The organism is Litorihabitans aurantiacus (assembly GCF_030161595.1).
In the GTDB taxonomy this organism is placed as follows: domain Bacteria; phylum Actinomycetota; class Actinomycetes; order Actinomycetales; family Beutenbergiaceae; genus Litorihabitans; species Litorihabitans aurantiacus.
The window spans coordinates 3,209,177-3,221,860 of record NZ_BSUM01000001.1 but is presented as its reverse complement, the minus strand read 5'-3'; the positions used below and the strand labels follow the sequence as shown (position 1 = coordinate 3,221,860).

Here is a 12,684-nt window from a genome sequence, read left to right as displayed (position 1 = left end):
GGGGCGGGCGCGCCGTCAGGCGGTCGGCGCCGTCGCGAGCCGCACCATGCTCCAAGAGACGGCCGGCAGGTCGAGGGCGAGCACGCCGTCGACCACCTCGGCCGAGTCGTTGGACCGCGGGAGCACCGTCGTGGCGTCCTCCTCGCTCGCGCGCCAGTGGTGGTCGGAGTGCGCGTACGTCACGGCCTCGAGCACCTCCGCACCGCCGAACGCCGACGCGTCCAGGCTCACGCGGGTCGCGCCGTCGACCCCGCGGTTGACGAGGAACACCGTCACCTCGCCGCTCCCGGCGTCGTGCGTCGCGACGGCGTCGACCAGGTCGGTCGCGCCGTAGCGCGCCGTCTCGTAGGTGTCCGACGCGATCGCGACGCGCAGCACCTCGCCACGCGCGTGCCGCGCCGTCAGCGCGAACGGGTGGAAGATCGTCTGCCGCCACGCATCACCGCCCGGCCGCGTCATGATCGGCGCGATCGCGTTGACGAGCTGCGCCTGGCTGGCCGAGTGCACGCGGTCCGTGTTGCGCAGCAGCGCGATCAGCAGCCCGCCGACCACGACGGCGTCGGCCACCGTGTAGACGTCCTCCTCCATCGCGGGCGCCACGGGCCACGCCCCACCCGTCACGACGGCGGGGTTCTCCTCCGCGTGGTACCAGACGTTCCACTCGTCGAAGGAGATGTTGATGCGCTTGCGCGACTTGCGCGCCGCACCGACCGCGTCCGCCGTCGCCGCCACGCTCGCGACGAAGTGGTCCAGGTCGCGCGCGCTCGCGAGGAACGAGCCGAGGTCGTCCTCCTCGCGGTAGTAGGCGTGCGCGGAGATGAGGTCGATCTCGTCGTAGGCCTGCTCGAGGACCTCTCGCTCCCACTCCCCGAACGTCGGCATGCCGGAGGACGACGAGCCGCACGCCACGAGCGTCAGGTCGCTCTGGTACTGGCGCATCGCCCGCGCCGTCTCCGCCGCGAGCCGGCCGTACTCCACGGCGGTCTTGTGACCGAGCTGCCAGGGCCCGTCCATCTCGTTGCCCAGGCACCAGAACGTGATGCCGTGCGGCTCGGTCACGCCGTGCGAGCGACGCAGGTCCGCGAGCGCCGTCGCCTCGGCCCCGTTGGCGTACTCGAGCAGGTCGAGGGACTCCTGGATGCCGCGCGTGCCGAGGTTGACCGCCATCATCGGCTCGATCTCGGCCTGACGCGCCCACGCCATGAACTCGTTCAGCCCGAACGCGTTCGTCTCGAGCGAGTGCCAGGCGAGGTCGTGCCGCACGGGCCGCTCGTCGGCCGGTCCGACGCCGTCCTCCCAGCGGTAGCCGGAGACGAAGTTGCCGCCCGGGTAGCGCACGGAGGAGACCCCCAGCTCACGCACGAGCTCGAGCACGTCGCCGCGGAAGCCCTCGGGGGTCGCGGTGGCGTGGTCGGGCTCGTAGATGCCCGTGTAGACGCAGCGACCGAGGTGCTCCACGAAGCTGCCGAAGGTCGCGCGGCGGACGGGTCCGACCGTGAAGGCGGGCGCGATGGTGAGGTGTGCGGAGGGCAAGAGCGGTCCTCTCTGACCGGGACGGTTCAACGTCGGACTACGGGTACTTCGTTATAGTACGACGTTGAACGCACCAAGGAGGATGCATGCGCAGCACCGTCACGCACGAGACCGTCGCCCCGCCCACCGGGACGCTCCCGCCCCGCTTCCGCCCGGCGTCGGGCGCCTCGAGCGCGACGGCGATCGCGCTCGACGGGCAGTGGCGCTTCCGCCTCTTCGACCACCCGGACACCGGGGTCGCGCGCGACGACGACGGCGCCACCTGGGACGCGGTCACCGTCCCCGGCCACTGGCAGCTCGCCGGCGCCCCGACCGCCTGGCCGTACGGCACCCCCGCGTACACGAACAAGCTCTTCCCGTTCCAGGTCGATCCGCCGTTCGTGCCCGACGAGAACCCGACCGGCGAGTACCGCCTGAGCTTCGAGGCGCCCGCGGACTGGCCCTCGGACGGCCGCACCCTCCTGCGCTTCGAGGGTGTGGACTCGTGGTTCGAGGTCGCGCTCAACGGCGAGGTCGTCGCCGTCTCGCACGGCTCGCGCCTGCCCACCGAGATCGACCTGACGGGCCGCCTGCGCCCCGGCGCCAACCTCCTCGCGGTCCGCGTGACCCAGTGGTCCGCGATGACCTACGTCGAGGACCAGGACCAGTGGTGGCTCTCGGGCATCTTCCGCAGCGTCACGCTCGAGCACCGGCCCGACGGCGGGCTCGACCAGGTCGGCGTCGTCGCCGACTACGACCCCGCCACGGGCGAGGGCACGCTGACCGTCGACGCCGGCACGCTCGCCGGGACCGCGATCGACCCGTCCCAGGTCCGCGTGCGCATCGCCGAGCTCGACGTCGACACCGACGCGCAGGCGCCGGTGCGCGCCGCCGTCGAACCCTGGAGCGCCGAGGTCCCGCGCCTGTACCGCGCCGAGATCAGCACCGGCGCCGAGACGGTGCGCCTCGACGTCGGCTTCCGCCGCGTGTCGATCTCCGACGGCGTGTTCCTCGTCAACGGCCGCCCGGTCAAGCTGCGCGGTGTGAACCGGCACGAGTTCGAGCCGCTGCGCGGCCGCGCGGTGACCCGCGAGACGATGCTCGCCGACGTGCTGCTGATGAAGGCGCACCACGTCAACGCCGTCCGCACGAGCCACTCCCCGCCGCACCCCCACTTCCTGGACCTGTGCGACGCCTACGGCCTGTACGTCATCGACGAGAGCGACCTCGAGACGCACGGCTTCGAGAACGTCGACTTCGTCGGCGAGCCGGTCGTGGACCCGCCGTGGACCGGCAACCCGGTGGCCGACCCGGCCTGGACCGAGGTGCTGCTGGACCGCGTGACGCGCATGGTGCGCCGCGACGCCCACCACCCGAGCATCGTCCTGTGGTCGCTGGGGAACGAGGCCGGCCGCGGCCTCAACGTCGCCGCGATGGCCGCGCGCGTGCGCGAGCTCGACCCCACGCGTCCCATCCACTACGAGGGCGACTACTCCAGCGACGACGTCGACGTGTACTCGCGCATGTATGCGGAGTCGGAGGAGACCGAGCTGATCGGGCTCGGCACCGAGGCGCCGCTCGCGCGCGCCGACCTCGACGCGCGCCGCCGCGGGATGCCGTTCCTGCAGTGCGAGTACGCGCACGCGATGGGCAACGGCCCCGGCGGCCTGGCGGACTACGACGCGATCTTCGACGCGCACCCGCGCCTCATGGGCGGCTTCATCTGGGAGTGGATCGACCACGGCCTGCTGCGCACCGACGAGCAGGGCCGCGAGTTCCACGCCTACGGCGGCGACTTCGGCGAGACGTTCCACAACTCGACGTTCATCGCCGACGGCCTGCTGCTGCCGGACCGCACGCCCTCGCCGTCGCTGATCGAGACCGCGGCCGTCTTCTCGCCCGTGCGCCTCGATCCGACCGGCGACGGCGCGCTGCTCGTGCGCAACCGCTACGCCTTCCGCGACACCGCGCACCTGAGCTTCGACTGGAGCGTGCACACGGGCGCGGAGGTCCTCGCGACCGGGGAGCTCGCCGTCGCGCTGGGCGCGGGCGAATCGGTGCGGCTCGCGCCGTCCGACGTCGACCTGCCGGCCCTGCCGGAGGCGCCCGGCTCCCCCGTGTGGTGGACCGTGACGGCGCGCTGGCGCGAGGCCCGCGGCCTCGAGCGCGAGTGGCTGAGCGACGGCGCGGCGATCGCGAGCGGTCAGGTGCTGCTCGCGCAACCCGCGCCCCTGCCGGCCCCGACCGGTCGCGCCGCGATCGCGCAGGACGGGTCCTACGCCGTCGGCGGCGCCCGCCTGGACCGGCGCGGCCGGCTGCAGCACCTGCTCGGCCTGGACGTGCGCGAGATGCGCCCCGACGCGTGGCGCGCACCGACCGACAACGACCGACGCCCGCCCATGTGGCGCGAGATGGCGGACGCCGACAGGTGGCGCACCGTCGGCCTGCACCTCCTGGTGGAGCGCACGGTCGAGGCGGGTCTCGACGGCGACGCCGTGCGCGTGGTCACGCGCACCGGCGGCCCGACGACGGCGGCCGGCTTCCGCACGACCTACCGCTGGCAGCCGGTCGAGGGGGCGGACGGGGCCGACGCCGTCGACCTCCACGTCGAGATCGAGCCCGAGGGCCGGTGGCCCCAGAGCGTGGCGCGGCTCGGCCTGCGGCTCGCCCTCGACGTGCGCCCCGAGCTCGACGCCGCGGTGCGCTGGCACGGTCAGGGACCCGAGGAGTCCTATGCCGACTCCGACCGCGCGGCGCGCGGCGGTGTCTGGGAGCGCACGCTGGGCGAGCTGCAGACGCGGTACACCCACCCGCAGGAGAACGGTGCGCGCCGCGGCGTCACGCGCGCGGAGATCGACCTGCCGGGCGGTCCGCTGCGGATCGAGGCGGACGACGTCGTGCGCGGCGGCCGGCCGCAGCTCGGGATCGAGCTGACGGCGCGCCCCTGGTCGGACGCCGCGCTCGAGCACGCCGCGCACCCGCACGAGCTCGAGGCGGACGGGCTGCTGTGGCTGCACCTCGACGTCGCGCAGCACGGCCTCGGGAGCGCCGCGTGCGGGCCCGGGGTGCTGCCGAACGCGCAGCTGCACGCGACACCCGTCTCGATGCGCCTGCGCTTCTCCCGCCCCTGACCCCCTGACCCCCACCCCCGCGAGAGCTTTTCCGACCCTCCCCGAGAGGTTTGCTGACGTACCCCGAGAGGATCGGCGACCCACCCCGAGAGGATCGCCGACCTCCCGGGTCGGCAGCGCCGACCCCTCGGGAACGCCTGGCAACCGCTGCGGGCTCGGTCCCCACCCGCGCGATGATGGACGGCAGTGGCACGCACGCCGACGAAGGAGAGAGACACCATGGAGCACACCTGGCGCTGGTTCGGGCCGAACGACCCGGTGACGCTGGCGGAGGTGCGCCAGACCGGCGCCACCGGGATCGTGCACGCGATGCACGAGATCCCCAACGACCAGCCCTGGCCGCTGGAGGCCGTGCTCGAGCGCAAGGCCGTGATCGAGGCCGCGGGCCTGACGTGGTCGGTCGTCGAGTCGATCCCGGTGACCGAGTCGATCAAGCGCGGCGACGCCGGGCGGGACGCCGCGATCGAGACCTGGATCGCGTCGCTGCGGAGCGTCGCGGCGGCGGGGATCGACGTCGTCGCCTACAACTTCATGCCGATCCTGGACTGGACCCGCACCGACCTGCGCCACCGGCTGCCCGACGGCGCGTGGGCGCTCCGGTTCGACCAGGAGGCGTTCGCCGCGTTCGAGCTGGAGATCCTGAGGCGGCCGGGCGCCGAGGCCGACTACACCGAGGCCGAGCGCGCGCGGGCCCGCGAGGTCTACGACGAGCTCGGGCAGGAGGGTCGCGAGGAGCTGACCCGGACCGTCATCGCGGGCCTGCCGGGCTCCGAGGAGCACCACACGCTCGACACGCTGCGGGCCGCGATCGCGGCGTACGACGACGTGCCCGAGTCCGCGCTCCGGGCGAACCTCGCGCACTTCCTGCGGGTCGTGGTCCCGGTCGCCGAGGAGCTCGGCGTCCGGATCGCCATCCACCCCGACGACCCGCCGCGGCCCCTGCTCGGGCTGCCGCGCGTGGTCTCGACGGCGCAGGACGCGCGCGAGGTGCTGGCGGCCTCGCCGTCGCCGTCGAACGGGCTGACGTTCTGCACCGGTTCGTACGGGGTGCGCGAGGACAACGACCTGGTGGCGATGGCGCGCGAGTTCGCCTCCCACATCTTCTTCGCCCACCTGCGCTCCACGGTGCGCGAGGAGGATCCGCGCACGTTCCACGAGGGCAACCACATCGCGGGCGACGTCGACATGGTCGGCGTCATCGCCGAGCTGGTGCGCGAGGAGCGACGCCGCGCCGCGGCCGACGAGCCCGGACCGCGCATCCCGATGCGTCCCGACCACGGCCACCAGATGCTCGACGACCAGCGCCGCACCACCAACCCCGGCTACCCCCTCATCGGGCGACTCGTGGGGCTGGCGGAGCTGCGCGGCGTCGAGACGGCGGTGCGCGCGCTGCTGGGCTGAGTCGCCCGACGGCGTCCGGACGGCACCGGCGAGAACGCGGAGGATCGGCGGCGACTGACACCGCCGATCCTCCGCGTTCCCGGTCCGGAGCATCGACGCCGACGGCGTCCAGGTGCGTTCCGTAGGCTCGGCGCCATGACCGACACGTTCCGCACCCGCCCGCCCGCCGCCGGACGGGCCCGGATCACCGGCGAGACGCTGCGCTCGGCGGCCGTCGCGATCGGCGTGCTCGCCGCCCTCATGGTTGTGCTCCAGGTGCTGAACACGCTGACGGGCAACGCCCTGACGCAGCACCTCGGGATCCGCCCCCGCAGCGGCGAGGGTCTCCTCGGGATCGTGATGGCCCCGCTGCTGCACGGGTCGTGGGCCCACCTCGGGGCGAACCTCGTGCTGGTCCTGATCCTCGGGTTCCTGCTCATGCTGGGCGGGGCGCGGCAGTTCGTCGCGGTCACGGGTGTGGTCTGGCTGGTGAGCGGCCTCGGGATCTGGCTGACCGCCCCGCGCGGTTCGGTGACGATCGGCGCCTCGGTGCTGGTGTTCGGCTGGCTCGCGCACCTCGTGGTGCGGGGCTTCTTCACCCGGGACGTGTGGCAGATCGTGCTCGGCGTGGTGCTGCTGGCGCTGTGGGGCAGCATGTTCTGGACCGGGATCGCGGGGGCCGCCTTCGGTCCCGGCGCGGTCTCGTGGCAGGGGCACCTGTTCGGTGCGATCGGCGGTGTGCTGGCAGCCGTGATGGTCGCCCGGGCCGACGGCGGGGCTCGCCGGCCGCTGCTGCAGCGCCGCTGAGCGGACGCCGGCTCGTCGCGACCGCGGCGGGGTGCTCCGCCATGAGGTGTCGCCGTCCCTTCGCGAGGTCCCACGGCTGACCAGCGGGTCGGCAACCGACGTCACTGCAGGTCAGAGGCGCCCGGCTGCGGCCCGCCGCCCGTCACACCTCACGACGGGACCACCACACCTCACGACGGGACCGGCACCGCGACGCTCCGACCGCCCCGGTCGGGCGGTCCGGCCGATCCTTCGGGCGGTCTGAGCGACGCCTGCACACGGCCTCCTGGGCGTCATTGCAGGTCACAGCGGTGCGACCTAGACAGGGCACCTTCTCAAACCGCCCGAAGCGTCAGCCGCACCGCCCGAGCGATACACGCGGCCGCCCGACCGGCCATCGCAGGACTGCTCAGGCGTCGGTGAGCTCAGCGATCGGGACGGGGCAGGTGGCGATCGGCTGTCCGTCCAGCTCCAGAGTCACGAGCACGGTCCCGTCCGGGCGGCTCTCGAGGTCCTCCCGCCTGACCGGCATGGTCATCCACGCCCGGCCATCCCGGCTCTCCTCCCAGGTGACGTACGCCGAGGCGTCATCGTCGAAGGACACGGACATCCCCGCGCCGGGGTCGTTCCCGGAGGGGTCGGGCTGCCACCGCCAGTCGAATCCCAGCACGGCGTCGTGGTCGGTGTGGATGTCGTACCGGGCCGCCGGCTCCCAGACGTGCCCGCCCGGCTCCAGCACGAGCCGGCACGGCGTCAGCGGACCCTCCGGCGACACGGCGTCCGCCGCGACCCAGGCCGAGTCACCTGAGAACACCGGTACGACGAACGCGGCGACCATCCCGACGACCGACCCGCCCGCGAGCGTTCCCCCGACCGCGAGACCGGTCACCCAAAGCCACCGGCGGTCTCGCGTCATGCGCCGAGCATCGCACGAACGAGTCGCCGATCAACCGCTGATGGCGATGAGGCTCGCTAACAGGAGCACGAGCCCGACAGCCGCGGGCCAGACCACCACCATCACGACGAGCCCGACCAGCGCGATGACCGCCGACGAGTTCCAGCCGCGGCGACCCGTGCGCGGGATGGCGGGTACCCCACCAACCTCCGGACCCGGCACCCGGGCGAGCGACTCCAGGGCTGCCCCTGCGCCCGGCGGTGCCGGCACGGTGGCCGTCGAACGCTCCCACTCCTGCCAGGACCGCACCTCGGCGACGTGGCTGCGGAGCGCGCGTCGGAGCAGCATCCCGAACACGAGACCCCCAGAGCGCGGCAGCGGCCAGGGAACCCCCGACGACCGACAGGTACAGCTCCGGCCTGGTGCTACTGGTCGAGAGCCACCACTCAGTCGTGAACAACCGCACCACCGTGACCACCGCCAGGATCGAGCCCGGCACCATGGAGACGACGGCTGCGACGCCGAAGGCAGCGCTCGCTGGAGGTTCAGACGCCGCCGCGAACCCACTGCGACGCAACCGCTGGCGGACGAGCCGCACGGCGTAGGTGGGGGCCGCCCAGATCACGAGCGACGGCGCAGGCACCCACAACGCAGCGGTGGAGAAGACCAGGAGGGTGAAGAGCAGGATCGAGGTGAGTGCGACGTCGTGCGCCACCCCCGCCACGGGAATTCGGCAGCCGATCCCAACGGAGCGGCGCTGCGGAACACCGGCAGCTCGGCGGCCACGGCCGGCGCCGATGGGACGGGTGCACGCGGCGTCATCACGACGGGCGGCCCAGGTACACGCAGCACGTCGGTGGGCCCACATCGTTCCCGCCGTCTTACCCGCTCGCCCTGCACGTCCTCGATGTCGCCCATCCCGCCCCCTGGATCACCTCGACATGAACCACACCCACGCTAGGACGGACCGGACCCGGCGCGCTGGTCATCCACAGGCTGCACTCCCGCAGGCCGCGGTCCGCTCGCCCCTCCCACGCACCCGCACACCCACACCCGCCACGACGACGGCGCCGGGCCCGCCCCCGCAGGAGCAGACCCGGCGCCGCCTCACGCGGGCACCACCGGCACTCAGCCGGCCGCGCGCACCTCGTGGTGGAACCGGTACAGGAACGCGGCCATCGCGTCACGCGCGACCGGGTTCAGCGGCTTGTAGTCCGACGTGCCGTCGTTGCCGACCCACCCCGTGGCCACACCGGACTCGAGCATCCAGGTGATCTCGGAGTAGAACTGCGTCGCGGGCGTCACGTCGGAGAACGGGGAGGTCGACGGCGCGGTGTGCGCCGGCGAGTCCGCCGCCCGGTAGAGGAAGGCCGCCATCGCGTCGCGCGCGATCGGCTGCAGCGGCCGGAACTCGGCACCGGCGGGCGTGGCCCACCCGGTCGAGATCCCGGACTCGGCCAGCCAGGCGATCTCCTTGTAGAACTGGTCGGTCGTCGCGACGTCGACGAACGGCGAGACCTCCGGGGCCTGCCACTCCTCGTCACCCAGCATCCGGAAGAGGAACGCTGCCATCGCGTCGCGCGCGATCGGCGCGAGCGGTCGGAACTGCGCCTCGCCGGTCGCCGCGTCGACCCATCCGGTCGAGATGCCGGCCCGCGCGAGCCAGGAGATCTCGGTCGCGAACTGGTTCTCGTCGGCGACGTCGGTGAACGCGCGCCGCTCCAGGCCCGCCAGGGCGGTGGTCAGCTGGGCCGCGGCGCCGTCGACCGACGCCTGCGAGGGCGCCTCCGAGCCGAGCACGAAGGACGACCGCACGAGCGCGGCGTCCAGCACGGCGAGCGACGCCGAGGTGTAGCGCGGGCGATCCACGCCGTCGACCTCGGCCACGGCCGCCTCGAGCGCGGCGGTGTCGACCGCGACCTCGTCGGCCACCGCGACCAGGGAGAACTCGTCGAGGCTGCCCCAGGCACCGGCGCTGAGCGCACCCTCGGCCCGCACGACGACGACGCCGTCGGCACCGACGCTGATCGGCTCCGTGGTGGGCGTCTGCCACACCTGCCAGCCCTGCAGCGTGAACGGTGCGCGCACCGTGGAGATGCCGGACTGCGCCGAGATCGAGAGCGTGTCGCTCGCGCCGGCGTTGCCGCCCTGCGCCTTCGCCGAGAGGATGTAGCTGCCCGGCGGCACGTTCTCCACGCGCTGCTCGATCGCGAACGAGAAGGCGGCGCCGCTGTAGAAGTTGGCCGAGCGCGCACCCGCGAACGGGTTCTCGGTCCCACCGACGGTGATGCCGGTGCCCTCGCGGGTCCAGCCCGCGTCGCGCTCCTCGAAGCCGGGGTTGCGCACGAGGTTCGTGCCCTGGTTGGCCGCCCGGACGACCACGGTGGCCGTCACCGCGCCGACCGCGGTGGTGCCGCGCACGGTGTAGGTGCCGGCGCCGTCGATCCACGCGACGTCGTCGGACCAGGTCACGGACTGCTGCTCGGTGGTGCCGTCGTTCCAGGTCACCGCCACCGTCGAGGGGAGCACGACCGGCTCACCCACGCCGACGCCGATGCGCGGCGACTCGATCGTCTCGACCGCGCGCGGCGCGATCGAGCCGGTGCGGGCGTACTCGTAGACGCGCAGGGACTCCAGCGGGTGGCCGGCGAAGTCGAACAGCGCCTGGTTGTCCCAGCCGGAACCGCCGAAGTCGTCGGCCCACTCGGACTCCGGGATGCCCTCGTACCAGCCGGTCGCGGGGCGGTAGAAGTCCTGCGCGTACGGCGTCGCCCAGCCGGAGCCGTCACGGTTCCACAGCGCGGTGTTCTCCTCGAGCTGGTCGGGCGGGCCCACCGGCAGCCACGCGGGCTCCCAGTAGAACGTGCCGATGCCCTTGCCGTCCGGCACGTCGGCCACGGCCTGCATCACGTCGCGGACGGCGAGGGCCTGGCCCTGCTCGCTGGTCGCGTAGGCGCCGTTCGTGCTGCGCACGGAGTTCGGCATGCCGTCGCCGTCCTCGAGCGTGTGGACCCAGGAGGTCTCCGCGACGGCGACCTCCTTGTCGTAGCGCGTCGCGATGTCGGACAGGACCGACGTCAGGTTGGCCGGCGTGCCGTGCCAGAAGGCGTAGTAGGAGCTGAGGAAGACGTCGTAGTCAACACCGCGGGCGTCGAGGGCGGCGGCCACGTTCGCGTACTGCCCCACGCGCTCGGGGTTGGTGAAGTGGACCGCGACCTTGACGTCGTCGCCCAGCGTGTCGCGCACGGCGCGCGAGCCCGCCTGGAACAGCGCGGCGGTGCGGTCCCACCCGCGCACGCCCGCGATCTCGCCGCTCGTGGTCTCGTTGCCGACCTGGACCATGCCGACGTCGACGCCGGCCGCCTTCATGTCCGCCAGCGTCTCGCTGGTGTAGTCGTAGATCGCCTGCGCACGCGCGGCGTCGTCCAGCCCCGCCCAGGCGCGCGGCGTGTACTGCTGGCCCGGGTGCGCCCAGAAGTCGGAGTAGTGGAAGTTGACCAGCACGCGCATCCCGGCCTCGGTCGCGCGGCGGCCGATCTCGGTCGCGCGCTCGGCGTCCGTGTTCCCGGCGCCGTAGCCCTTGCTCGGGTCGGAGGCGAGGAACGGCTCGTTCCAGACGCGCACGCGCGCCCAGTTGACCTCGGCGTCCGCGAGGATCTCGAACAGGTCGCCCGGCTCGCCGTCGCGGTCGTAGAACGTCACCCCGCTCTCCTCGAGCGAGAGGACGGAGGAGAAGTCGGCGCCGTTGATCCAGTCCTCCCCCATCCCGGTGACCTTCGGGACGGTGATGCCGGCCTCGACCGGCTCACCGCCCGGCGGGGGTTGCGGGGCCGCTGAGGCCGGGGCCGCGAGGCCGGCTGCGGCGAGCGCCGCGACCGTCGCCGTGGCGAGCGTGAGGGTGAGCCGTCGGGGCATGGGGGTCCTCCGGTGGATCGTCGTCGATCCCCCGGTGCGGGCGTGCACCGGGGTCAGGCAGGGGTCGAACGGGGGGTCGAGCAGGTACAGCGAGCAGACACGACGTCGAGCCGTGGCGTGCCGGTGGAGCCGGGCTCCCGGGGGCCGCCGCAGCAGGCCCCCGGGTGCCCGGGGAGCGTGGGGGCTCAGCCCTTGACGGAGCCCGAGGAGAGACCGCCGACGATGTAGCGCTGCAGCGAGAGGAACAGCGCGAGCACCGGCAGGGCGGCGATCATGGAGCCGGCGGCGAACAGCCCCCAGCGCGAGGTCAGCTGGTTGGAGACCCACTGGTACATGCCGACGGCGAGGGTCCAGTTCCCCTCCGACGTCAGCACGATGCGGGCGAGGATGAAGTCGCCGAACGCCGAGATGAACGCGAGCAGGCCGACCACGGCGAGGATCGGGATCACCAGCGGCATGATCAGGCGCCAGAAGATCTGGGCGTGCGTGGCGCCGTCGATGCGGGCGGCCTCGTCGATCTCGATCGGGATCGTGTTGAAGTACCCGTACATGAGGAACGTGTTCGCCCCGAGCGCGCCGCCGAGGTAGACGGCGATCAGCGCGATCTTCGAGTTCACGCCGAGCTGCGGGACCACCTCGCCGAGGGCGATCAGCAGCAGGAACACCGCCACGAACGCGACCGTCTGCGGGAACATCTGGATGATCAGCAGCGAGGTGAGCGAGGCGCGACGGCCGCGGAAGCGGAACCGCGAGAAGGCGAACGCGGCCGCGCCGCCCATCGCGACGGCGCCGATCGCCGTCGCCCCGCAGACGACCAGGGTGTTGACCACCCAGGTCCAGTACATGGTGCCGCCGAGCGCGGCGAAGTTGACCCCGCTGACGTCGGAGAACAGCGAGGACGAGCCCGCGAGCGAGCCCCGGCTGCTGAGGGCGGCCGAGAGCGCGTAGACCAGCGGGAACGCCGCGTAGAAGACGATCACGGCGGCGAGCGGGTACTTCCACCCGACCTCCTTCCACCACCGGGCGCGCTGCCCGGGACGGCGGGGGAGGGGGACGACGACGTCG

Annotated in this window: 8 protein-coding genes; 3 read left to right on the top strand and 5 right to left on the bottom strand. The window is 73.2% G+C overall.

What is annotated here, in order from left to right:
• Nucleotides 1-15 precede the first annotated feature (15 nt).
• Nucleotides 16-1,533: an arabinosylfuranosidase ArfA gene (gene arfA / locus QQK22_RS15340; RefSeq protein ID WP_284251820.1), complete on the bottom strand. Its 1,518-nt coding sequence runs from the start codon at nt 1,531-1,533 to the stop codon at nt 16-18.
• Between the two features lie 86 nt (nt 1,534-1,619).
• Between arfA and QQK22_RS15335 the strand changes: the two genes are divergently transcribed.
• The 3 genes from QQK22_RS15335 to QQK22_RS15325 all read left to right on the top strand — a co-directional run bounded on the left by QQK22_RS15335 (nt 1,620) and on the right by QQK22_RS15325 (nt 6,830).
• Entirely contained in the window at nt 1,620-4,643 is a 3,024-nt protein-coding gene (locus QQK22_RS15335; RefSeq protein ID WP_284251819.1) for a glycoside hydrolase family 2 TIM barrel-domain containing protein, read from the top strand.
• A gap of 219 nt (nt 4,644-4,862) precedes the next feature.
• Nucleotides 4,863-6,044, top strand: a complete 1,182-nt coding sequence (gene uxuA, locus QQK22_RS15330) for a mannonate dehydratase (protein WP_284251818.1) — start codon at nt 4,863-4,865, stop codon at nt 6,042-6,044.
• A gap of 135 nt (nt 6,045-6,179) precedes the next feature.
• On the top strand, nt 6,180-6,830 hold the full coding sequence (locus tag QQK22_RS15325; RefSeq protein WP_284251817.1) for a rhomboid family intramembrane serine protease: 651 nt from the start codon (nt 6,180-6,182) through the stop codon (nt 6,828-6,830).
• A 388-nt stretch (nt 6,831-7,218) separates the two neighbouring features.
• Here QQK22_RS15325 and QQK22_RS15320 read toward each other — a convergent pair whose 3' ends face one another.
• From QQK22_RS15320 to QQK22_RS15305, 4 genes are all read right to left on the bottom strand, one after another.
• Complete coding sequence (locus QQK22_RS15320; RefSeq protein WP_284251816.1) at nt 7,219-7,698, bottom strand: hypothetical protein; 480 nt, start codon at nt 7,696-7,698, stop codon at nt 7,219-7,221.
• A gap of 57 nt (nt 7,699-7,755) precedes the next feature.
• Nucleotides 7,756-8,052 carry a hypothetical protein gene (locus tag QQK22_RS15315; RefSeq protein ID WP_284251815.1) on the bottom strand — a complete coding sequence of 99 codons (297 nt, stop codon included), beginning with the start codon at nt 8,050-8,052 and terminating at the stop codon, nt 7,756-7,758.
• Nucleotides 8,053-8,832: 780 nt separating this feature from the next.
• The gene (locus QQK22_RS15310) at nt 8,833-11,619 is read right to left on the bottom strand and encodes a glycosyl hydrolase 53 family protein (protein ID WP_284251814.1); all 2,787 of its coding nucleotides are present in this window, start codon (nt 11,617-11,619) and stop codon (nt 8,833-8,835) included.
• 185 nt (nt 11,620-11,804) lie between these two features.
• Complete coding sequence (locus QQK22_RS15305; protein ID WP_348525607.1) at nt 11,805-12,599, bottom strand: sugar ABC transporter permease; 795 nt, start codon at nt 12,597-12,599, stop codon at nt 11,805-11,807.
• Nucleotides 12,600-12,684: the final 85 nt, after the last annotated feature.